20 protein-coding genes and 2 pseudogenes are annotated in these 21,294 nt (G+C 60.5%); 10 read left to right on the forward strand and 12 right to left on the reverse strand.

The genetic code is table 11. The features are described from left to right. Nucleotides 1-54: 54 nt before the first annotated feature. Nucleotides 55-1,452, reverse strand: coding sequence for an alpha/beta fold hydrolase (locus tag BISU_RS02260; protein WP_024462831.1), 1,398 nt, complete (start codon nt 1,450-1,452; stop codon nt 55-57). Nucleotides 1,453-1,695: 243 nt separating this feature from the next. Here BISU_RS02260 and BISU_RS02265 point away from each other — a divergent pair, with 243 nt between their 5' ends. Beyond that, nucleotides 1,696-4,356, forward strand: a complete 2,661-nt coding sequence (locus tag BISU_RS02265; protein WP_024462830.1) for a sensor histidine kinase — start codon at nt 1,696-1,698, stop codon at nt 4,354-4,356. A gap of 180 nt (nt 4,357-4,536) precedes the next feature. Here BISU_RS02265 and BISU_RS02270 read toward each other — a convergent pair whose 3' ends face one another. Next, nucleotides 4,537-5,382: a hypothetical protein gene (locus tag BISU_RS02270; protein WP_024462829.1), complete on the reverse strand. Its 846-nt coding sequence runs from the start codon at nt 5,380-5,382 to the stop codon at nt 4,537-4,539. A 50-nt stretch (nt 5,383-5,432) separates the two neighbouring features. On the opposite strand from BISU_RS02270, the gene rpmB reads away from it, so the two are divergent. From rpmB to rpmF, 6 genes are all read left to right on the forward strand, one after another. Beyond that, nucleotides 5,433-5,675, forward strand: a complete 243-nt coding sequence (rpmB, locus tag BISU_RS02275; protein ID WP_024462828.1) for a 50S ribosomal protein L28 — start codon at nt 5,433-5,435, stop codon at nt 5,673-5,675. Nucleotides 5,676-5,917: 242 nt separating this feature from the next. After that, nucleotides 5,918-6,088 (forward strand): 50S ribosomal protein L33, encoded by a 171-nt coding sequence (gene rpmG / locus BISU_RS02280; protein ID WP_024462827.1) that lies wholly within the window; start codon nt 5,918-5,920, stop codon nt 6,086-6,088. 106 nt (nt 6,089-6,194) lie between these two features. Beyond that, a complete protein-coding gene (rpsN, locus tag BISU_RS02285; RefSeq protein WP_024462826.1) occupies nt 6,195-6,500 on the forward strand; it encodes a 30S ribosomal protein S14 in 306 nt (101 codons plus the stop codon). A gap of 71 nt (nt 6,501-6,571) precedes the next feature. Continuing rightward, the gene (locus tag BISU_RS02290; protein WP_024462825.1) at nt 6,572-6,844 is read left to right on the forward strand and encodes a type B 50S ribosomal protein L31; all 273 of its coding nucleotides are present in this window, start codon (nt 6,572-6,574) and stop codon (nt 6,842-6,844) included. 64 nt (nt 6,845-6,908) lie between these two features. After that, a complete protein-coding gene (gene ykgO, locus BISU_RS02295; protein WP_024462824.1) occupies nt 6,909-7,031 on the forward strand; it encodes a type B 50S ribosomal protein L36 in 123 nt (40 codons plus the stop codon). Beyond that, on the forward strand, nt 7,031-7,207 hold the full coding sequence (gene rpmF, locus BISU_RS02300) for a 50S ribosomal protein L32 (RefSeq protein WP_024462823.1): 177 nt from the start codon (nt 7,031-7,033) through the stop codon (nt 7,205-7,207). Before ykgO ends, rpmF begins: the two co-directional genes overlap by 1 nt. 250 nt (nt 7,208-7,457) lie before the next feature. Here rpmF and BISU_RS02305 read toward each other — a convergent pair whose 3' ends face one another. The 3 genes from BISU_RS02305 to BISU_RS02315 form a co-directional block, all read right to left on the reverse strand. Beyond that, a complete protein-coding gene (locus tag BISU_RS02305) occupies nt 7,458-7,778 on the reverse strand; it encodes a type II toxin-antitoxin system RelE/ParE family toxin (RefSeq protein ID WP_024462822.1) in 321 nt (106 codons plus the stop codon). A gap of 1 nt (nt 7,779) precedes the next feature. Beyond that, a complete protein-coding gene (locus BISU_RS02310; protein ID WP_226839080.1) occupies nt 7,780-8,061 on the reverse strand; it encodes a type II toxin-antitoxin system Phd/YefM family antitoxin in 282 nt (93 codons plus the stop codon). Between the two features lie 684 nt (nt 8,062-8,745). Continuing rightward, nucleotides 8,746-9,987, reverse strand: a complete 1,242-nt coding sequence (locus BISU_RS02315; RefSeq protein WP_024462820.1) for an MFS transporter — start codon at nt 9,985-9,987, stop codon at nt 8,746-8,748. Between the two features lie 231 nt (nt 9,988-10,218). Here BISU_RS02315 and BISU_RS13485 point away from each other — a divergent pair. Next, nucleotides 10,219-10,713 (forward strand): annotated as a pseudogene (locus tag BISU_RS13485) (response regulator); the annotation flags it as partial. A gap of 165 nt (nt 10,714-10,878) precedes the next feature. Then, nucleotides 10,879-11,061 (forward strand): annotated as a pseudogene (locus tag BISU_RS13490) (response regulator transcription factor); the annotation flags it as partial. Nucleotides 11,062-11,438: 377 nt separating this feature from the next. Here the strand turns inward: BISU_RS13490 and BISU_RS02325 are convergent. From BISU_RS02325 to BISU_RS02355, 7 genes are all read right to left on the reverse strand, one after another. Further along, the gene (locus tag BISU_RS02325) at nt 11,439-14,132 is read right to left on the reverse strand and encodes an ABC transporter permease (RefSeq protein ID WP_024462818.1); all 2,694 of its coding nucleotides are present in this window, start codon (nt 14,130-14,132) and stop codon (nt 11,439-11,441) included. After that, nucleotides 14,120-14,299, reverse strand: coding sequence for a hypothetical protein (locus BISU_RS02330; protein ID WP_024462817.1), 180 nt, complete (start codon nt 14,297-14,299; stop codon nt 14,120-14,122). Before BISU_RS02330 ends, BISU_RS02325 begins: the two co-directional genes overlap by 13 nt. After that, nucleotides 14,289-15,185, reverse strand: a complete 897-nt coding sequence (locus BISU_RS02335; RefSeq protein WP_024462816.1) for an ABC transporter ATP-binding protein — start codon at nt 15,183-15,185, stop codon at nt 14,289-14,291. The genes BISU_RS02330 and BISU_RS02335 overlap by 11 nt, the downstream gene beginning before the upstream one ends. Nucleotides 15,186-15,477: 292 nt before the next feature. Beyond that, nucleotides 15,478-16,263, reverse strand: a complete 786-nt coding sequence (locus tag BISU_RS02340) for an amino acid ABC transporter ATP-binding protein (protein ID WP_024462815.1) — start codon at nt 16,261-16,263, stop codon at nt 15,478-15,480. Between the two features lie 11 nt (nt 16,264-16,274). Continuing rightward, entirely contained in the window at nt 16,275-17,267 is a 993-nt protein-coding gene (locus BISU_RS12390) for an amino acid ABC transporter permease (RefSeq protein WP_404801769.1), read from the reverse strand. An 87-nt stretch (nt 17,268-17,354) separates the two neighbouring features. Continuing rightward, nucleotides 17,355-17,945 (reverse strand): ABC transporter substrate-binding protein, encoded by a 591-nt coding sequence (locus BISU_RS12395; RefSeq protein ID WP_202805545.1) that lies wholly within the window; start codon nt 17,943-17,945, stop codon nt 17,355-17,357. Between the two features lie 240 nt (nt 17,946-18,185). Beyond that, complete coding sequence (locus tag BISU_RS02355; protein WP_024462814.1) at nt 18,186-19,502, reverse strand: O-acetylhomoserine aminocarboxypropyltransferase/cysteine synthase family protein; 1,317 nt, start codon at nt 19,500-19,502, stop codon at nt 18,186-18,188. Nucleotides 19,503-19,872: 370 nt separating this feature from the next. Here BISU_RS02355 and BISU_RS02360 point away from each other — a divergent pair, with 370 nt between their 5' ends. Further along, nucleotides 19,873-20,757, forward strand: a complete 885-nt coding sequence (locus BISU_RS02360) for a bifunctional hydroxymethylpyrimidine kinase/phosphomethylpyrimidine kinase (protein WP_024462813.1) — start codon at nt 19,873-19,875, stop codon at nt 20,755-20,757. Nucleotides 20,758-21,294 lie beyond the last annotated feature (537 nt).

The following is a 21,294-nucleotide window of genomic DNA, read 5'->3' on the forward strand; positions in this document are numbered from 1 at the left end:
TGTTGTGACGGCTTATTTGACCATGGTAATGCGGACTATGCTAATTACATGTGATCACACGAATAAACCGGCCAGGTCGCCGCGATCAAGCGCCTCGCCATAGAGCCGCAGAAACACTGTGTCGCCATGCAGGCCATCGTGCTCGAACTCGTTGGTGACCCAGTAATGCGAGCGCCCGATGCGCGACAAGGTGTCGAGCTGCAGGCCCGAATCGACATACATATCGTCGAAGTAGACCGCCGACTGCAGCGGCACCTCGTTGCGCGCCAACTGCTCTGTGTCGTATATCGTGCCGAAATGCGTGTCGCCCATGAGTACATCCATCGCAGCGCGGAAGGGCCGCAGCACGCGCTCCTGCTCGAACATCCATGGGAACATCGCCTCGCCAGTGAACAGCAACGGCCGTTGCTCGGTGCCGAATTCAGGATGCTCGTCGCGCACCTGCTGCGCCGCCCAGTCGATCGGCCGATTCAGCTCGCCGTTAGCATAGATGAACTCCTGCAGCGGCCAGTAGAGCGGGTTCGACGCCGTGGCCGACTCGACAGCAGCCAGAAACTCGCTCGACAGCGCGGATTCGTCGCCTGGCTCGCCGTCGCCGTCGAGGAAGGCGCTGTCGAAGATCCAGTGCACACGCTCGAAGCTCGGCTTCATGCCGAAGCTGCCGCCCAAAGTCTGCAATTGTTCGACGCTCAGCGGGTCGCCGTTGGGCAACACGGGCAGCGTGGATAGCGTTGACTGCGTTATGGCATCGCCGCCACGCCCGAGTCGGTCGGCAACGGCCGCAACCCGCGTGCGATCCTGCGGATAGCGCTCGTAATATTGCCGCGTTTTGGCGGCCATACGCGGGAAAGTATGCTCATAGACCTCGCGCGCGTCGGCTGGCACATGCGGTATGCCGCCGCAGGTGAAACTCGCCGCAAGCCCTTGCGGGAACAAGGACAGATAGGTCAGCGTCAGGAATCCGCCATAGCTCTGGCCGAGCGTCACCCAAGGCGCAGCGTCGAATTCGGCGCGCCGCAGATGCTCGAAATCGCGCACGATCGAATCGGCCAAAAAGTGCTTGAGATACGCCGCCTGGTCTTCGGGCCGCTCGAAACGGGCCATGACCTGCGCATTGACATGCGAGGAGCGCCCTGTGCCGCGCTGATCGGGCAAAACGACGCGGAAATGCTTGATCGCTTCAGCTATCCAACCGTCGCTTGAAGGGCTGAGCGGCCTCGGCCCTGCTCCGCCCGGGCCGCCTTGCAAGTAGATCAGCAGCGGCAGATCGGCATCGTGCGCATGCTCAGGCGCACTGAGCACACGGTAGAACAGCGCGAGAGAATCCACCGATCGCTTCGCCACCGCGAGGACTGGAAGCCCCGGCGTTTTGCCGGACCAGTCGAGCGGCACCGCGATCGAATGCTCCTCGATATGTAGCCCCGGAACGTAATACTCATGCAGCAGCGTCATCGTTCTCTCCCGTCTCTCCCATCAGCACAAGCCGTATCGCCTTATTGTAAAGCCAACGTATTCACGAGCCTACCTGCAGGCTGCTGCAACCGCGTATCTGCCCATCCGCAGCTCGCCGCAGCCTTACCACAGCGTCGCCACAGCCATAATTTTCATTCGACGCACAGCCACCCGTCCACACACCTCCCAGCATCATCCGCCAGCACGATAGCCTTGTGCTTCCGCACGCGTTAGCCTTGAAGCATGAACTCAGCTTCACGATTCGGCGCATGGTGCCGGCGGTACATCCGCCCATCCGACGTCGTGCTCGCGCTGGGCTGTCTGCTCACCATCGGCATCAGCGGGTCGCTGTCCGATACGACGGGTCTCTTGGCCTTTTACGGGCAGACCGCCCAAGCGCTGTGGGGACTTGCGCTCATGGTCCCTGCGCTGTTTCGTCGATGGCGCCCGCAGGCCGCCGCCATCGCTTTCGTCGCGATCTGTGCCGTGCAACTCATAGCTGGCCCGGCGGTAGTGCTCAGCGACGCACTGGCGATGGTCATGCTCTATTCGGCGATCGTTTACGGCAGGCCAGAAAATACGCGGCGCTTCATTGTGCTGGCTCTCATCATGGGCGCCTTGGCGGCACTGGTGATGGCATGGTCGACCATCGGCCCGCTGCACAGCGCTCCCACGCGCTCCTGCTTGGCCAAGGGCACGATAAACTGCCTGAGACCATTTGCGCTGACCGCGGCGGCGGCGGCTGCAGGGATACTCATATGCCTTGGTTCGACCATCATCATCGCCTACTGGACTCGGGCGCGGCTCGCCACGGTCCGCCTGCTGCAGGAACGCAACGCCTCCATCGAGGCGCGAGAAGGCGAGGAACGGCGCATCGCCGCGCTTGCCGAGCGTGCCCGCATCGCCCGCGACATGCACGACGTGGTGGCGCATACGCTCTCGATCATCATCGTGCAATCAGACGGCGGACGCTACGCCGGCACCCATGATCCGGCCGTCGCGCGTTCGACCATGGAGACCATACGCCATGAATCGGAGCACGCGCTGCATGACATGCGGCGGGTTCTCGGAGCGCTTGGCGGGTCTGCGCATGCTGATTACAGCGATATCGGCACCCTGTTGACTCAGGCGAGAGCGGCCTCGCCGGACTGTCGTTTCGCGCGGCGGATTACGGGAATGCCAGCAGCTGAGAGGCTCGATGCCACGGCGAGCGTCGCCTTGTATCACGCCGTCCAGGAATCGCTGACGAATATCCGCAAATACGCCGGGCCGAAGGTCAATGTGCTCGCCACCGAGGCATGGGACGAATCGGGCGTGCACGTAACCGTCAGCGATGACGGGCGTGGCGCAGGAGCCGCACTCGACGGGCATGCGAGCGGCTATGGACTGGTCGGCATGCGCGAGCGCATCGAGGCGGCGCACGGCACGCTTTCGGCGGGGCCGCAGCTCGGCGGCGGTTTCGCCGTGCACGCGTTTGTGCCGTACGCCGGTTATACCGTCGCTCAGAGTGTTGTAAGTGGCGTCGAAACCGGCAATTCGAACATCGCGAGCCATTCATATGATTCCGATGACGCACACGGATTCCCGAACCCCGCTTTCGGAAAAAGCCACAGCGAATTCGGCGATATTCCAAGCTCTGAGACGCAGAGGACATACGCCAGAACCTTCGCCGATGGCAGCGGCGATGCTGGCGATGACCAGCCGCACGCTTTCAGCGGCACACCCGGCGACGTTCCTCCAAACGCTGGCACGAGCAGTGAAGCCAGAGACAGCCATATCGCTTATGGCACCGGCAATGGCAATAGCAATATGCGTCCTCGCGAACCGGATTTTTCGATTGTGCTCAAAACAAGGCTCAGCGACATCACGCATATGCTGCGCTCCAAGCCTATAGGTCAGGCCTCGTCCCAGGAGGAGGGGCGTTTTAACTGGGTCGAGCGGCTGTCGCGGTGGACCGAACGGCATTATCTGCTGATCGATATCGTCATTATGCTGTGTCTGATCGTGTTCTCATGCGCAGGCGATTCTACCGCCTCCCTCCGTTACCCCGACGAAAGCATGATGCTCTCACGAACGCTGAGCATCGTAAACCTTCTGCCGTTGGCCCTACGACGTCAGGCTCCGGAATTCAGCGCGGCCTGCGTAGCGATTTTCTCGGCGCTGCAACTGGCGCTCTACGCGCCTCTGCTGACCTCGAATATGTTCGCGCTGCTTTCGCTGTATTCGGTCGTCGTCTACGGCCGCGCACGCCGATGGGTATGGGCTGCGGTGCTGATCAATGTCGTGCTGTTTGGCGTGAAAATAGCCACTTTTTCCAGCGGTTACGAATCGATTGCCGATGTGCTGCTGGGCATCCGCGCCGGCAGCCGTTCCAACGGTTCATCGTGGGAGCCGCTGGCAGCCGGCGGCGGCTCCGCCATCGTTCTGGCCATGCTGTGCGCGGGAGTCATCGCGCTGGGACTCTGGGTGCGCGCCAGCGGCTCGAACGCCTTGGTGCTGCGTTCGCGCGAAGAGGCTCTGCGCGCCGAGCGCGAGCAGCAGAAGATCCTGGCGGCCAACCTCGAGCGCGACCGCATCAGCGCGTCCATTCAGGCCGAAGTCACGCATACCCTGACCGGCGTGATCGATCAGGCGGTCGCGGGGCTGCGGATGCTGGATGACCTTGAATCGCGCGGCGAGCGGCCCTCGCCGCAGGACCTGGCCTCGGCATTCGAGGATATTGGGGCGCGCGGGCGTTCAGCACTTGCCGATATGCGTCAACTGCTTGGCGTGCTGCGCGAGACCGGGTTCAGCGATGCTATGCATGGCGGTGCCGCTCATGGCGAGTCCAGCGATCATGACATGCAGCTCAAGCCCGCAAAGAATCTGGACGAGCAGTTCCAAACGACTGCGCGCACGGCTTAGCCTATGTCTGCCTGCGTCTTCAGTCAATCGTGCCACCAGTATGGTTCATTGCATACGATTCATTGCATACGGCACCCGCCGCAGAATCTCAATCACTCAATCAGGAGCTCGCGGCCGCTCACTGGAGTCGGTTGCTCGCTGAGCCCCTTAAGGTCACTGAACCTACTGAAATCACTAAGCTCACTGCGGAGATACGCTAAGCTCTTCCTTCTGCTCCTGCTGCTGCGCGGCAAGCGCACGCAACGTGACCTCGTGCGCGTCTTCGCAGACTATAGCGCCTGGGTCGGCGATCGCGCGGATGATGTCGCGGCAGCGGCAGTCGCCATCGGCGTCGACATGACGTGCCATGCAGCCGGCGCCGACCATCGGAAGCTCAGGCACATGCATGGCCTCGCAGATCAGGCGCGACACTACGGCACCCGTGGACCGGGCGTCGAACACCCCGTCCTCTTCGCTGGTGCCGGCCAGGCAGAGCGGCTCGTCGTCGAAGAAACGCTCCTCGAATTCGTCGAGTCCTACAGCATTGGCGATAGTGGCGATGCGCATGCCCGCTCCCCATTCGTTCAAGCTGAGCAAATCGTCAAGATACTGCGCGACTGGCGTGCCTTCGACGCCTATTGGCAGCGCGATGAGCACAATGCCGGAGCGGCCGCTCAGCTGTTCGAGCATTCTGGCGGCGTCATGTTTGACGGTGCAGGTCAGGCAGCAGTCGCTCACCGGGCACACCTGCGTGTCTGCGCTGCGCAGCCCGGTATCGCCTCCCGGCATGCTCACGATACGCAGCACCTCCATGTCGGAGACCGGCTGCCCGGGTTCGGCGCACTCGATCTCATCGGGGGCGTCTGCGCTGACACGCACATCGTATGTGATGCCATACGCGGCTTCGCAGGTGTCCATCAGCGAAAACGCCACGGAGTCCAGCGAGAGACGATCCGCACCCGTAAGCAGCACAATATCCAAGGCTGCCGTTTGCGCTGGATTGCCATTGCGCGATGCTTCTGGGCGCGATACCAAGGAATCAGACATGACATCCCTTCAACTTGTGATAACGATTCTCGTTTGTTATATTGGCAGACATGACCAAACAATGTCAAATTCAGGGCGCGCATGTCTCAACCGGCAACAACGTATCCCACTCGCATCGCAAAACCCGCCGCACCTTCAAGCCGAACCTGCAAAGCAAGCGCTACTGGGTGCCTTCCCTGCAGCGTCACGTCACGCTGACCGTAAGTACAAAGGGCATCAAGACCATCAGCCGCATCGGCATTGAATCGGCCCTTGCCCAGGCGCAGGCCAAGGGTCTCGTCGACCTGAAGTAAACGCGCTGGTTCACTGAGTCCCGGCCAATCGACATCTCGGCAAACGGCGACGCTTTCATTAGCGAGGCAACCGCTAATCGTCCGTGTCGCTAATTGAGCCAAGCCGTTAAATCAGCCGATGGCGAACGGCGGCGTCAATTGGCCGTCGTGTAGGACTGCCAACCGGCAAATGACCGGCAGCCGACCGCGCTTAAAACCAGAGCAGCAGCACACAACTTCACAGCAACAGAAAGGACCATGGCATGGCCAGCAAAGCATCGGTAGTCCGACCCATCATCACCATGCGTTCGACCGCAGGAACCGGATCGACCTACACCACCACGAAGAACCGCAGGAACACGCCGGACCGTCTCGAACTGCTCAAGTTCGACCCCGTCGTACGCAAGCGCGTGATCTTCCGCGAAACGCGCTGATTCGCGTCTTTCGCGCGAGTCTCGCGTTATGCGTTCGCGCGTGAACGTATCAGCGCATAACGCACCAGCAATCTCACACCATCAAGCAATCCTAAGGAATCCAAGCATGGCCAAGACCAGCAAGATATATCGAGAACGGCAGCGAAAAGAAACCGTCGCCAAGTATGCCGAACGCCGCGCCGAATACAAGCGCGACAGCGTCAACCCGCACTTAAGCGCCGAGGAGCGCGAGGAGGCCATGCGCAAGCTGCATGCGCTGCCCCGCAACGCCAGCCCGGTGCGGCTGCGCAACCGCGACAGCATCGACGGGCGCCCGCGCGCGTTCAACCGCAAATTCGGCCTCTCCCGCATCAATCTGCGCGAGAAGGCCCATCGCGGCGAGCTGCCGGGAGTCACCAAGTCCAGCTGGTGACCCTTGCGCAGTTCGGGCGCTGCTTCAAAGGCGCACTCAGCAATCAATTCTTCTGACCAATAAGGAATCATATGAAATCCGACATCCATCCCGCATACGGCTACGTCGTCTTCCACGACCGCTCGGCGAACCGCTCCTTCCTCACCAAGTCGACGCTGGTAGCCAAGGCCTCGCAGCTGCCGACGATCGAATGGGAGGACGGCAACACCTATCCGCTGGTGAACGTGGAGGTCTCCTCGTACAGCCACCCCTTCTACACCGGCAAGAACGTCGTGCTCGACACGGCCGGCCAGGTGCAGAAGTTCAACGCCCGCTACGGCAAGCGCACCAAGTCGCAGGCTTGAGCACAAGCCGCTGGCTGCGCTCCCCCTGTCGATGTAGCAATATTAATCCGAAAGGAATCACCCCATGAAAGTCAAAGCGTCGATCCGCTCCCTGGCGCACAAGGACGGCTCGTCCATCGTGCGACGCAGGGGCCACCTGTACGTCATCAATAAGAAAAATCCGCGTTGGAAAGCGAGGCAAGGCTGATGGCACTGCCAAAGTATAAGACATCACGAGCCAACACCCACGCGCGTCGCTCGCAGTGGAAGGCCGAAGTTCCGCAGCTCGCCACCGTACGCACGCCCGAAGGCGAAACCGTGCAGGTGCCGCAGACGCTCGCAGCCGCCGTGCGCAAGGGTTACGTGAAGCCGGAAGATCTGTGAGATCGTAAAGCCACGATAAAGCCATGAAGCCTATCGCGGTGAAACCGTCAGTGCTTTCCGCACTTTCCTGTTCATGCTGACGGTTTCATTGCCGTAGATAGCGTGTTGCGATAGGCAATATGCCGCGATAACTCAGGTTTCGCACACGATTGTGGGCTTGGCGATTCGATGAATCGCCAAGCCCACAATCGTTTCATCTGTGATAACGACTAACCCGACTCTTTTCTCTCCAAAAGCGCGGGATTCATATCTATCGTTCGCCCTCAGGATGTCTGGCAATGTCGCGACGCGCGTACATCACTGCCGCCACCGTGACAGTCCGCGATGGCTCGTCAACGCGGTAGAACATCAGATAATTGCCGACTGCTACTCTGCAGTACTCATGTGCAAGCGGGCGAAGAGGAGCATAGACGCGGTGCGAATACGGATACTCGCCCGAGGAGTCAGCCACAGCCATGAAATCATCCGCGAGACGCCCGGCAGCTCCCGGTTCGCCAAGCTCAGTCGCGATATAGCGAACCGCATCACTCATGTCGGCCAGAGCCGTGGGAAGCACAACGACGTCATACACTTCAGGCCCCGGCGATGGTGTCTTTGAGCATATTCAAAGTCTCCTTGGTGCTGAACCGGCGCTTGTCCACTGTGGCCTGACGCTCCGCCTCAAGCAGATGCGAATACACCTGACTGTCGAACTGCAGATTCTCGTAGACTTCCATGCTCAGCACGACCATGTCGCCAAATCCGTTTTTAGTCAGGAACACCGGCTCGCCCGTGTCATGAACCGTTTTCGAAATATCAGCAAAATTGTTGCGCAGATCCGAAACCGGCCTGATCTTTTCCTGATGCATAGTCATAGTGCCCGCCTCCACCAAAAGATTAGCAAAATTATGCTAAATTTTGATGTGTTAGGCGACCGTCCCTAGGCTCAGCAGCAGCCTGCCGTCGAAGAGCTCGATATCTGATTGTGTCATGCCTCCTCGCAGAGGAAGATAATCAAATCGTCATCCACCGCTGTCATGTGCAATGCCATATACAACAGATTAGCGCTGTCCGATTTTAACTAAGCAGATTTTGGTCTGATGGAGGCGAATCTGTGGTTTTTCAAGTTTTCGGACGCTCATGGAATGGCGGCATATCAACGTTTCCAAATTGCTGAATATCATCGATACTTGGAGAGGTGCTGAATAGACGAAAAAAGTGCTGAATAGATGCAAATAGATGATTGAAACAGTGCATATCGGCCAGATGCTCTTGCAAGGTGCGACGACTTGCATCTATTCAGCACTTTTTTCGTCTAATAAGCAGGTACGAAAGCAGACAGCCGAAACCCGCCGACTCACAATGGCGGGATTCTGCCGATTCGCAAGAATCGTTTTCCAATCACCATGCTGTTCTCGCTGTGATTCGAGCGAAATCTGCTTAATAGATGCGGTCAGCACGAAAAATGGTGGCTGAGAGGTCGCTGACGGCCTTTCAGCTCTTTCCAGATAACATCTTATTGTGCATAGACACAGATGATTGACAAATTATTGCACCACCTACTGCTGCTTGGTGAGATCCTTTTGCAGAGCGAGCAGCACGAGGGCCACGAGCAGCAGCGCGGCGATGGAGAGGACGCCTATCGAGGCGTTGCCAGTCAAGGCAGTGGCTGTGGCGACGAGGAAGGTGCCGAGGATCGAGGCGGTCTTGCCGAAGATGTCGTAGAAGCCGAAGTATTCGTTCGCGTGGTCCTTGGGGATGATCTTGCTGTAGTACGAGCGCGACATGGCCTGGATGCCGCCTTGGAACACGCCGACGGCGATGGCGAGAATCCAGAAATCGACGGCGGTACGCATGAAGAACGCGGCAAAGAAGACGATGAACAGGTAGGCGGCCGTTCCGACCATGATCATCGTCTTCGTACCGAAGCGCCCGGCGAGCTTCCCGTACCATATCGAGCAGGGAAAGGCGACGAACTGGGTGACCAGCAGCGCAATCACCAGCTGCGTGGAATCGATGCCGAGCTGCGTGGCGTAGGAGGTACTCATCGAAATCACGGTGTTGACCGCGTCGATGTAGAAGAAGAACGCGAGCATGAACATCCACAGCGGCTTGTTCCTCACGATTCTGGTGAAGGTGCGGGCGAGTTCGGAGAAGGTGCTCCGCACCGCCGGGCCGATGCGGTCGGCGGTGCGGAAATGGGTCTGCCTGTAGCTGGTCAGGAGCGGGATGGTGAACGCCGCCCACCAGATCGCCGTGATGATGAAGGAAGCCCTCGTACAGGCCGCTGTGCTCCAGCCAAAGGCCTTCGGGCCGCCGAAAATCAGCGCGATGCACAGGATGAACGGTACCGTCGAGCCGATGTAGCCCCAGCCGAAGCCGTGCGCCGAAACTCTGTCCATCCGCTCGTTGGACGTCGTGTCAACCAGCATCGAATCGTAGAAGGTCAGCGACCCGTTCAGGCCGATGGTGGCCAGCATGAAGACGATCAGGAACGGCAGCCACGCCAGTGGCACAGCCAGCGCGCAGCACGCCACCGCGCCTGTACCGAAGAAGCCGAGGAAGAAGCGGATTTTCATGCCCTGCACGTCGGCGATCGAGCCGAGCACCGGCATCAGCAGCGCGATGACGATCGAGACGATGGTCTGCGCATAACCCCAGGTCGATACGATATTGGTCTTTCCCGCCGCATGCAGCAGGGAGTTCGCGTAGATCGGCACTACCGCGGTCGAAAGCAGCACGAAGGCGGAGTTGCCGACATCGTAGACGATCCAGCGCTTTTCGGTTCCTGTCAGTTTCATTGTTGATCGCTCTGGCACATCAATCATCGCAAACCCCAGTGTTATGAACTGTTCTTATCGTATCGTCTCTATCGTAGAGGTCTGCACGGCTCAAGTCGCGGCCGCAGAATGAATATCACGTGAACATTATGGCGGCTGGCGCATCAAGCGCTGAGCTGGATGGAGGTGCCGGATAATGAATTCCTCAAGTCGCGGCCGCGCAAGAGCCACCCGGTTCGCTAGAGTGGAACCATGAGCGAAATGCGGCGGATACGGGTAATCATTGCGGACGACCAGGAACTGGTGCGAGCGGGGTTCTCGATGGTAATCGGCTCGCAGGCTGATATGCAGGTGGTGGCGCAGGCCGGCGATGGCGCACAGGCCGTGGCCATGTCCGAAACGCTGTATCCCGATGTGGTGCTGATGGACGTGCGCATGCCGGGCATGGACGGCATCGAGGCGACGCGGCTCATCAGCGCCATGAACACATCGATGTCGGAGCCGGGCGAAGATACGCGAGATCAGGAAAGAGATTGCGACTCGCGGGCGCCGCAGACGACGCGAGTCATCATCCTGACGACCTTCGACCTGGACGAGTATGTGATGGCCGCCATCAATGCCGGCGCATCGGGTTTTCTGCTTAAGGACACCGAACCGGAGACGCTGCTCAATTCGATTCGTACCGTGTTTCAGGGCAACGCGATCATCGCGCCGACCGCAACCAAACGGCTTATCGAGAAAATGCTGGATGGGGAGATCTCCGCTGCCGGTCCGAATATGCGCGATGGCCAAAACGGCTTGAACGAGCTGAACGGACAGCAGCATAGTCAGTTGCCGTACGGCGCACAATCAGCTGGAAACGCTTCGGCGCCAACTCGCTACACCGATCCGGAGCTGGACGACCTGACCGAGCGCGAACTCGAGGTGCTGATCGAAATCGCCCATGGCCTGTCGAATCAGGAGATTGCCGACAAGCTGTTCATCAGCCTGCCTACGGTCAAAACGCATGTGGCGCATATTCTGGCGAAAATCAACGCCCGCGACCGCGTTCAGGCCGTCGTGTTCGCGTATGAAAACGGGCTGATTGAGGCATAGGCGATTTTTGGCTCGCATTTTTGAATTCAGACGAGAAAGTGCGAGCCGCGCGAACAAGGAAGATGCTAGATTTCAGACATCATAATGGCGGATTCTCGATGTTCTTGTGAATAAAAACGAGCATGAAATGTTCATTGCGACTCACATTTTTTTCGGGAGGGAAGAGCCAAAAAGCGTGAGCCGAATTCGCCAAAACAACTCATTGAGACCCGCGCTAGCGGTTTGCGGAAGGCATCGCTCACGAAATTTCGGGGGCAAAATCCTTCCAAGACGCAGAAACGCGGAGTTGGGGCCCGATGGGTCCCAACTTCGCCTAAAGCGAGCGAATGTCGCAATCACGAACCGCCTGACGCGACACCCGTGGAACGCCGGCAGGCCTATGCCTCGGCGAGCGCCTCCACCGGAGCGGTCTTCAGCGCACGTCTCGCCGGGAACACGCTGGCGAGCAGTGCGGCGATGGCGGCGACCAGCAGCACGATGCCGTTCGTCTTCCAATCAAAAGGCAGCGCGACCTCTCCGTAAAGGCTGAAGACCATGTAGGAGCCCAGCCATGCGAACAGCGTGCCAAGCACGATGCCCGCCAAGCCGCTGACCAGCGCGATGAGCAGCGCCTCGATGGACAGGGAGCGCCGCAGCTGGCCGCGCGTCATGCCAATGGCCCGCAAGGTGGCCGATTCGCGTGTCCGCTCGATGACGGACAGACTCAGGGTGTTGGCTACGCCGATCAGGGCGATCAGCACGGCGACGGCAAGCAGTCCGACGAGGAGTTTGAGCATGGTGTCGATGATGCTCTCCCACTGCAGCCGTTCGGCGATCGGTCCAGTCAGATTCACCCCCATGTCGGAGCCCAGCGCGTTTTGCACGTTCTGGAAGGTGTCCGTGAGATTCGTGGCATTCGGATTCACGCTGGCCAGCAGCATATGGCTTTGCGCCTTGAGCGTCCCGGAGTCGAACAGTCCGGCGTCCACGAAGGCGGCGACGTCATACTTGTCGGATACCTGGCGGAAATCGCGCTGCCCGACGCCGAATTTCACTCCAAGGTCGTTGCCCGGCTTGGCCGAAGCGCCGGACGAGGTATCGGCGGAGGCGCCTTTCGAGCTGCTATCGGATTCGCCCTCAAGAGGTTGGAAGAGGGCCGTGTCGCTGAAGGTCAGCTTCTTGCCGCTGAGCGCTGAATACTGAGGGAGCAGCGCCTGCTCGCCTGCTATCTGCGCTCCCGCAAGGTCTGCGTGCATGACCGCTTTCAACTGGTCGGCCCCAGTGACGCCGATGAGCAGCGCCGAATAGTCATGGCCTTTCGCATCGGCGATGCTGCCCGAAGCCGTCGGCGCGTAGAGCGTGTGCGACACGCCGGAAACATGAGCCACCTTATCGGCCGATTGCTGACTCAGATGCGGTCCTGTGGCCACGAGATCAACGCTGTAGCGCGTGTCGAGCGCGTTGCCCATCGTCTGTTTGCCGCTTGCCGCACCAGTCGCGATGGTCGAGACGAGCGTCACGCCGATGAGCAACGCCAGTCCGGTGGCCGCCACACGGCGCGGGTTCTTCTGCACGTTGGCGTTGGCGATCGTGGCCGACGGGCCAGCCAGGGAAACCAGTGCGCCGATGCCCCTCATCAACGAGGGCAGCCAGGAGGACGCGGCAAACGCCAGTCCTAGGAAAATCAGCACGCATGAGGCGATCGCCATGAGCAGAATCATCGTATATCCGCTGTCATTCGAACCTTCGACATTGGCGGCCCCAAGGAAATCACGCATTCTGATGAAGGAGACTGCGGCAAGCGCCGCGCCGATCAGGGTGAGCAGAGCGCCGATAATCGTGCGGGCGCGGTGACTGGATCTGGCGCTCTCGCCGAGTTCCATCGGCCGCAGCGCCTCCAGCGGGGTGACTTTAGTAGCGGCGCGAGCCGAGCCGAGCGCAGCCAGCACGGTCATGACGATACCGAATACGAGCGGTACGACGACAACCGGCACGGTGATAATCAGCAGAGCGCGCGGATCGGTGCCATACACCGACTTCAACGCGCCTGTGCTTCCGGCCAACGCCATGATGCCCATGCCAAGCGCAATGCCGATCACCGAGGACGCAAACCCGAGCAGAATGGATTCGAGTATCACCGAACGGTAGATCTGCCCGCGTTTCGCGCCGATCGTGCGCAGCAGCGCAAACGTGCGCCGACGCTGCGCCACGAGCACCTGGAAGGTGTTGGCGATGACCAGCGCGGCGACGAACATGGCGATGACGCCGAAAACCAGCAGGAATATGGTCACCGGGCTCGTGCCGCCCTCGCCGAGCGCCTTCATCTGCGCGTCCGATACGGACCGGCTGGATTGGATGTCGAATCCCTTGGGCACCAACGAGCGTATCCGCGCGATGGCCGCGTCCGCCTTCCCTTGGTCGATGTCGAGATACAGCGTGGAGGTGTTGACCGTGTCGAAACCCTGCTCGTAGCCCTGCAGCGAGGCCACGGCGTCGTCGGCGAGAATGACGGCACCGCTGGTGTATGCGAAGGCACCATGGGGATCCTCTGTGAACCCGACGACGCGCATCTGGGGCATCGCTGAGGAGCTGCCCGTTCCAGAAGACTGCGCATTCACTCCGACCGTGTCGCCGATGCCGACCTCAAGCTGCTTCGCCATGCCTGCAGGCAGCGCTATCTCCTGATCGTTGCGAGGCTGCCTGCCTTGCGAAAGCGTAATGGGAAGCAGTTTCGCATCGCTCGATCCGCCGATGCCCACCGAAGAGATGTGCGTGTCGCCGTTGCCGACCTCGATGGAGACCCGTGTATCGGCGCGCAGTCCGCGCACTCCGTCAATGGCTTGAATCTGGTCGGTATGGAAGTCGGCGACGGTTCTGGAGTATTGATCGGAGCCTTTGTAGTTCTCTTTGACGCCGATGGCGTAGTTCGCTTGGCCGAACGAAGCCGTGAGCTGCGAGCGCAGCGAATCGTTCATTGCATTGCCGAAGAGGAAGGTGCTGGCGATGAACGCCGTGCCGATGACGATGGCGATGCCCGCGGGGATGAGCATCCGCAGGCTTTTCTTCATAAGTTGTAAGGTCACTGACCACATGGGAAATCCTTTGCATTGGCCGTTGCGGCGTCTGAAATGCAGGCGACGGCACTGTTGGTGGCGCTGCTGCTGACGGCGCAGTTGGCGGCATGGTGAATAGCGTGGTTGACGGCAAGGCCGCCGTCGGTTCGCATATCAATATCGGATACGGGTGATTCACCGGCCATGCTTCGACCCGTTGGAGTTCTGCCCGTTCGCATACTCTTGCGCGGAAGCCTTGTGCGCCGGACCGCGAGACTGGTCCGCTATGTGAGGCTGCGCCGGCTTGTCGGCCATGAGCTGGGCGACTGTGGGTGCTGCGCCGCTTCGGGTGGCGCGTTCGCGTTCCTCCATGAGCAGCTCGCTCATGCGTTCGGCGGCAGGATCGTTCTCATCGGCCACGATGCGCCCGTCTGCGAAGACGATGGCGCGATCGGCGTAGGAAGCGGCGATCGCGTCATGGGTGACCATGATGATGGTCTGGCTCAGCTCCTTGACCGACCGTTTGAGGAAGCTCAGGACTTCGGCGCTGGAGACCGAGTCGAGGTTGCCGGTCGGCTCGTCGGCGAAGACGACTGCGGGCTTGCTGATCAGCGCACGGGCGATGGCGACGCGCTGCTGCTGTCCGCCGGACAATTCATTGGGCCGGTGCTCCAGACGGCTTTCAAGACCCAAGGTCTCGACCAGCACCTTGAACCATGAGCGGTCGGGCTTCTCGCCAGCCAGGGTCAGGGGCATCAGGATGTTCTGTTCGGCGCTGAACATCGGCAGCAGATTGAAGCTTTGGAAGATGAACCCGATGCGATGCCGCCGCAGCAGCGTCAGCTGGCTGTCGTTCATCGCGGTCAGATCGGCCCCGTCGAAGATGATCTTGCCGCCGCTGGCCGAGTCAAGGCCGGCCAATGTGTGCATCAGCGTGGATTTGCCGGAGCCGGAAGGGCCCATGATCGCAGTGAATCGCCCCTGCTCGAAGCTGATGTTCACGCCGCGCAGCGCGTGGACCGCATTCTCGCCGCGGCCATAGTCCTTCATGAGATCGATGGCTTCGATTGCCACCGGGTTGCTTCTTGTCATCGCTTCGCTCTCCTCGCGTTATCGGTGTTCTGTTGCGGAACATTGTTGTTCGGAACACCTTTTACGCTACGCAAGCAAGCGGTCGGGCGACATCATGCGCAAGACCGAAAAGTCGGAGCCCTTCTCTCATCCTTACGAATGAGGGAAGGGCTCCGACTCGTGAAAAGAGCAAGCGGGAACTCTAGGGGCTGAACGCGGTTGTTTATGTTCCGGCTCGACGCCATGGCAGTCAGCCATTTCTTAAGTCAGGCGCTGCTGTGATATAGGGAAGAATGACAATGCACTGACAATGCTAGAGCACCTGCGACAGGAAGTGGCGCAGGCGATCGGACTTGGGTGCCTCAAACACCTGGTCCGGATGGCCGGACTCGATGATTCGCCCTTCGTCCATGAACATCACCTGTTCGGCGACCGATCGCGCGAAACCCATTTCGTGGGTCACGACCACCAGCGTCATGCCCGAGTCCGCAAGCTCAGTAATAGTGCCGAGGACGCCCTTCACAAGCTCGGGGTCGAGCGCCGAAGTGGCCTCATCGAAAAGCATCACCTCGGGATCCATCGCGAGCGCCCGAGCGATGGCGACGCGCTGCTGCTGCCCGCCGGACAGGCTCGCGGGGCGCGAGTCCGCCTTGTGGGCAAGCCCGACCCTGTCGAGTTCGAGCAGCGCACGCTCGTTCGCCTCGTCCTTTCCAAGCCCTTTGAGCTTGATCAGACCGAGCGTGACGTTCTCGCGCACGGTCTTGTGCGGAAACAGGTTGAAATGCTGAAACACCATGCCCACACGCTGCCGCAGCTTGTCGGGATTGTCGCTGAGAACCGAACGGCCATCGAGCAGCACGTCGCCTGAATCTGGTTCGGCGAGCCGATTGACGATGCGCAGCGTCGTCGATTTGCCCGACCCCGAGGGGCCGATGAGGCAGGCGGTCGTTGCGGCGGGCACCTCAAAGCTGATGCCACGCAACACCTTATTCGAGCCGAAGGCGAGGTGAACATCGTTGAGTGCGACGCTGACGCCCTTGCGCTGCGGAGTCGCCGTCTTTGATTTGTTGGTCACGGCGGTTGTTTCGTTCACGGTCATTATGCCTGCACCTACTTCTGTGTTTCGCTATCCGTTGCGCCTGCGATGCCGCGAGCCTCAGCATCGCCCGGCACCTGCTCGTCGGAATCCTGCTTCATCGGCCTGCCGTCGCGCAGCCGCTTATCGATGTGGTTCACATAATGGGTCAACGGCACGGTAATCGCAAGATAGAACAGCCCGGCGAGCACCAGCGCCGACTGGTTGCCGCTGTTCGCGGCAGCGTCGGCACCGATTCTGAACAACTCGCGCTGGCTGGCGAGAAGACCTAGGAAGTAGATCAGCGAGGAATCTTTGATGAGCGCGATGAACTGATTCACGAGCGCAGGCAGCACCCGCCTGATGCCCTGCGGAATCACGACAAGACGCATCGACGCGCCACTCGAGAAACCAATCGCGCGAGCTGCCTCGTTCTGTCCCTTGTCGACGCTTTGAATGCCGGATCGGAAAATCTCGCCGATGTAGGCGCTCGCGATCAGAGACAGGGCGAGGATGCCCAGCGGATAGGGATTTGGACCCCACAACTCGATGCCGAGCGGGGCGAATCCGACGCCGATCAGCAGGATGGTGACTGCAGCGGGCAGGCCTCGGAAGATATCGGTGTAGACCCGCGCGGGCCACCGCAGCCAGCGGTGTCGAGACAGACCTGCGACCGCGAGCAAAAGACCTAGAATCGTGCCGATGACGCCTGATGTCACCGCGAGTATCAGCGTGTTCGGAAGCCCTACTTTCAGGAGGTCGGGGAAGGCCTTCTTCATGGCATTGAAATCGAAGAACGCCGACCAGACCGATCCCAGCGAGCTGCCGCCGGCCGAGCTGGCCCTATTGCTCGTGGGTTTTTCGACGGAGCCCTTCCCTGAGCCCGGCACGAATTCCTTCGGAATCGCGCGTCCCGGGTAATACTGTTTTTGCAGCTTCAACCAGGTGCCGTCGGCGATGACCTCGTCGAGGCCCTTGTTCATTGCCTCGCGCAGGGCGTCGTTGCCTGGCGCCACGGCATATGCCATGCCGCCGGGATCGAGCACCGAATCGACCGCAGCAAGCTTGCCGCCGGACTCTTTGGCGCTTTTCTCGCCGATCTCGGCAGGAGCAATTCATGCGGCGGCCCCGCCCGTGCGCAGCTGGTTGAGCGCCGCGTTGTAGTCATTGACGCGAACCGGGTTCAGCTTCTTGCGGGTCGCATAGTCGTCTTGCACCGTTCCCTGCACCACGGCGACGCGCTTGCCCGCCAAATCGTTGAACGACTTGACAGGAGAGCCGGCCGGGGCGATAAGACCCAAGTAGCCGAAGTCATAGCGGTTTGTGAAATCGACGGTCTGCTTTCGCGCTTCCGTGATGCTGATGGAGGAGGAACCGACATCGAATTTGCCGCGCGCCACCTGCGTCAGCAGCGAACTGAACTCGGTGCCGACAAACTCAACCTTCAAGTTGAGCTTCTTGGCGACAGCAACCAGCAGATCGTTGTCGAAGCCAGTGAACTTGCCGTCTTTGAGGTACACGTTTGGCGGCGCGTCGGTTAGCGTGCCAGTAAGCAGCACGCCCGGCTCGACGAGACCGTATGGGTTGTCCTTCGAATTACTCGAAGAGCCCGCCGCCATAGCGGGACCGCCGCCGATGAGCGCTACAAACGAGAGCACGGCGGCCAAAACTATCGAGGCAGCGAAGAATCGCCTAACCTTTGTCATCACAACCCCTTCAAAACTAAGCTGCCCGCCCAGACTATTGCGTCTCTGGACGAGCAGCTTGGTTCCCATTAACCCTGAATTCGCCGGAAAAGGAAGGCACTACAGATCCTGCGCCAACACCTGCGCCGCGCCAAGAAAGAAACTCTCAAACACCATGTTGAGTTCCTATAAGCCGCGGGCGGCTATTATGCTGCGAATGCGATCATGCCATCTAATGCCGTGATGTCAAGGACTGCGGCGTCATTTCGCCAGACCGGATTCGCGCAATGCCTCGAATCCACCCTTCAGATCATCGAGGATATCATCGATGTTCTCGGTGCCGATCGACAGGCGAATCGTGCCCTCGTGGATGCCCTGATCCTCCAGCTCCTCAGCGGTCTCCTGCGAATGGGTGGTCGAAGCCGGGTGGATCACGAGGCTCTTCACGTCGGCGACGTTGGCGAGCAGACTGAACAGGTGCAGGTTGTTGATGAACACGCGCGCCGCATCCTTGCCGCCCTTGATTTCGAAGGTGAAGATCGAGCCGGCGCCGTTCGGGAAGTACTTGAGGTAGAGCTCATGGTCGCGCCTGCCTTCGATGCTGGGGTGCGAGATCGACTCCACCTCCGGCACGGTTTGCAGGTACTTGACGACCTTGAGGGCGTTCTCGACGTGGCGCTCGACGCGCAGCGAGAGCGTCTCGGTGCCCTGCAGCAGCAGGAAGGCCGCGAAGGGGCTGAGCGTGGCGCCGGTGTCGCGCAGCAGAATCGCGCGGATGCGGGTGACGTAGGCCGCGCCGCCCAGCGCTTCGTAGAAGTTGAGGCCGTGGTAGGAGGGGTCCGGCTCGGTGAGCGTCGGGAACTTACCCGGCACTTCGGCCCAGTTGAACGTGCCGCCCTCGACGACTACACCGCCCAGCGTGGTGCCGTGGCCGCCGATGAACTTCGTCGCGGATTCCACGACGACGTCCGCGCCGTGCTCGAGCGGGCGGAAGAGGTACGGCGTGGCGAAGGTGTTGTCGACGATCACCGGCAGATGGTGGCGGTGCGCGATTTCGGCGATAGCTTCGAAGTCAGGCAGATCGGCGTTCGGGTTGCCGAAGGTCTCGAAGTAGACGAGCTTGGTGTTCTCCTGGATGGCGTCCTCGAAGTTCTGCGGAACCTCCGGATCGACGAAGGTGGTGGTGATGCCGTCGCGCGGCAGCGTGTGGCGGAAGAGGTTGTAGGTGCCGCCGTAGATGTTCTTCGAGGAGACCAGGTGATCGCCGGACTGCGTGATGTTGCGCACCGCGTATTCGACTGCAGCCGCGCCGGAAGCGACGGCCAGGCCCGCAGTGCCGCCTTCGAGCGCCGCGATGCGGTCTTCGAACACGCCTTGCGTGGAGTTGGTCAGGCGGCCGTAGATGTTGCCGGGATCCGCCAGACCGAATCGCGCCTCGGCATGATCGAAGTCGTGGAACACGTAGCTCGTGGTGGCATAGATCGGGACGGCTCGCGAATCGGTCACGGAGTCGGCCTGCTCCTGGCCGACATGCAGCTGCAGGGTCTCGAAACGGTACTGATGGTTGTTCTCGCTCATGGCGTCCTCTTTTGTTCTCTGTTGGCGTGTTGTGAAACGTTGGCCCGCTTCGTCGGGCCGCTATGGGCGGCTGGCGAAGCGATAACCTGAGATTACGACGTGCACGGACTCGACGGCAAGCTGACCGATATCGCATTCTTTTATAACCGATTAGCAAACGTTGCGATACGTGGTTTTATACGGAGAATTTCGTTGCCGGAAGCTTCGTCAGAAGGTGCAAAGCCCGCTCGACACGCCGAACGGACGCATGGCGAAAACGCCTCGTAGCGGCGCACGGCTAGGGTCTAAAGTCGTATACGACGAATCCCGTCCGGGCGAGATCTGATCCGAATCTCCCGGACGCTGGCCGAGCGCAATAGAAAGGCTATTCATGACTCAGGATGCTCAGGATGTGACATTGTTCGAACGCGATCCGCGCTATATTCCGCGCGTCGCGGCGGTGCACGACATGTGCGGCTACGGCAAGTGCTCGCTGACGGCGGCGATTCCGATTCTTTCGGCGGCCGGCTGCGACGTCTGCCCGGTGCCGACCGCCCTGTTCTCGGCCCATACCAAGTACAAGGTGTTCACCTTCCACGACACCACGGAGATCTTGAGCGGGTACCTCGACGCCTGGAAGCAGGAGGACGTCGATCTCGACGGCGTCTACAGCGGCTTCCTCGGCTCGGCCGAGCAGGTGGCCATCATCCAGCGGCTGTATCGCGAGTATCCCAAGGCGCTGCATCTGGTCGACCCGGTGATGGGCGATGGCGGCGAAATGTACCCGACCTACACCGAAGAGCTGTGCCGCGCCACGGCTCAACTGGCCGACGGCGCGGATGTGCTGATGCCGAATCTGACCGAAGCCGGTCTGCTCACCGGTCGCGAGTACGCCGGGCAGAATCTTGACGACGCGCAGGTGGACGCCGTGCTGCAGGCGCTGCTCGACCTCGGCGCCAAGAACGTCGTGCTCAAGGGCATCGATCGCGGCGACGGGCAGCTGCGCAACTATGTGGCAAGCGCTGCTACTGGCGTTGCGGCCAAGCGCGAGCTGGCGCACGAGAAGCTGCCCTTCATGATTCACGGCACCGGCGACGCCTTCGCTTCGGCGCTGTGCGGAGCGGTGATGGCCGGACGCACGCTTGTGGAGTCGGCGCGGATCGCCGGCGAATTCGTGCGCCATGCGATGCAGAGCACCCGCAACCAGCCGCATTACGAGGATCGCGGCGTGAGCTTCGAGCTCAATCTGGGCGAGCTGGCTTCGCTGGTGAAGTAAGGCGCGGATGCGTCTGGGCTGGTCCGGTCTGGACGGGGGTGGCTGCAATGCACCCCGGCAGCGTACGTTATCCAGCATGCTTGTGCGGTTCGTATTGGAAAACGTGCGCTGATCGGTGGTTATCGTACGTTTTCTGATACGAGGTCCTGAAACACGCCATGAAACGTACGCTGCGGACGACTGGGCAATAGCGGCGAGCAGCGGCTGCATATGCGCAACGCTGCGGCCACGATGCGTTCGTACGCAGTGCGGCGTACGGACGCTCGGCATTGTGGATAACCCGATTTTGTCCACATCCTATCCACAACACGCCGGATTCGTACCCTTCGACCACATGACCTGAAACCGCTGTGCTCGGCGAGCGTTTTCTGGTCAACTGGTTATATGAACATACAACGCATTGACACCCAGCCTCGTACCGAGATGCAGTCGCTCGCCGACACGCAATCGCCTGCCGCCGCACAGTATTTTGCCAACGGGCAGCGCATCGGTTCGCAAGGCATCAGCACGCATCTCCTCGACGCACGGCCTGGCAAC

This window comes from Bifidobacterium subtile (assembly GCF_000741775.1).
In the GTDB taxonomy this organism is placed as follows: Bacteria; Actinomycetota; Actinomycetes; order Actinomycetales; family Bifidobacteriaceae; genus Bifidobacterium; species Bifidobacterium subtile.

Bases quoted from the DNA above. Each gene is read 5' to 3' on its own strand.
- BISU_RS02360 (WP_024462813.1), top strand. From the start codon at position 19,873: ATGACTCAGGATGCTCAGGATGTGACATTGTTCGAACGCGATCCGCGC.
- rpmF (WP_024462823.1), top strand. From the start codon at position 7,031: ATGGCACTGCCAAAGTATAAGACATCACGAGCCAACACCCACGCGCGT.
- BISU_RS02355 (WP_024462814.1), bottom strand. From the start codon at position 19,502: ATGAGCGAGAACAACCATCAGTACCGTTTCGAGACCCTGCAGCTGCAT.
- BISU_RS02265 (WP_024462830.1), top strand. From the start codon at position 1,696: ATGAACTCAGCTTCACGATTCGGCGCATGGTGCCGGCGGTACATCCGC.
- BISU_RS02340 (WP_024462815.1), bottom strand. From the start codon at position 16,263: ATGACCGTGAACGAAACAACCGCCGTGACCAACAAATCAAAGACGGCG.
- BISU_RS02260 (WP_024462831.1), bottom strand. From the start codon at position 1,452: ATGACGCTGCTGCATGAGTATTACGTTCCGGGGCTACATATCGAGGAG.
- BISU_RS02270 (WP_024462829.1), bottom strand. From the start codon at position 5,382: ATGTCTGATTCCTTGGTATCGCGCCCAGAAGCATCGCGCAATGGCAAT.
- rpmB (WP_024462828.1), top strand. From the start codon at position 5,433: ATGACCAAACAATGTCAAATTCAGGGCGCGCATGTCTCAACCGGCAAC.
- BISU_RS12395 (WP_202805545.1), bottom strand. From the start codon at position 17,945: ATGACAAAGGTTAGGCGATTCTTCGCTGCCTCGATAGTTTTGGCCGCC.
- BISU_RS02310 (WP_226839080.1), bottom strand. From the start codon at position 8,061: ATGACTATGCATCAGGAAAAGATCAGGCCGGTTTCGGATCTGCGCAAC.
- rpsN (WP_024462826.1), top strand. From the start codon at position 6,195: ATGGCCAAGACCAGCAAGATATATCGAGAACGGCAGCGAAAAGAAACC.
- BISU_RS12390 (WP_404801769.1), bottom strand. From the start codon at position 17,267: ATGGCATATGCCGTGGCGCCAGGCAACGACGCCCTGCGCGAGGCAATG.
- BISU_RS02290 (WP_024462825.1), top strand. From the start codon at position 6,572: ATGAAATCCGACATCCATCCCGCATACGGCTACGTCGTCTTCCACGAC.
- rpmG (WP_024462827.1), top strand. From the start codon at position 5,918: ATGGCCAGCAAAGCATCGGTAGTCCGACCCATCATCACCATGCGTTCG.
- ykgO (WP_024462824.1), top strand. From the start codon at position 6,909: ATGAAAGTCAAAGCGTCGATCCGCTCCCTGGCGCACAAGGACGGCTCG.
- BISU_RS02315 (WP_024462820.1), bottom strand. From the start codon at position 9,987: ATGAAACTGACAGGAACCGAAAAGCGCTGGATCGTCTACGATGTCGGC.
- BISU_RS02335 (WP_024462816.1), bottom strand. From the start codon at position 15,185: ATGACAAGAAGCAACCCGGTGGCAATCGAAGCCATCGATCTCATGAAG.
- BISU_RS02325 (WP_024462818.1), bottom strand. From the start codon at position 14,132: ATGTGGTCAGTGACCTTACAACTTATGAAGAAAAGCCTGCGGATGCTC.
- BISU_RS02330 (WP_024462817.1), bottom strand. From the start codon at position 14,299: ATGGCCGGTGAATCACCCGTATCCGATATTGATATGCGAACCGACGGC.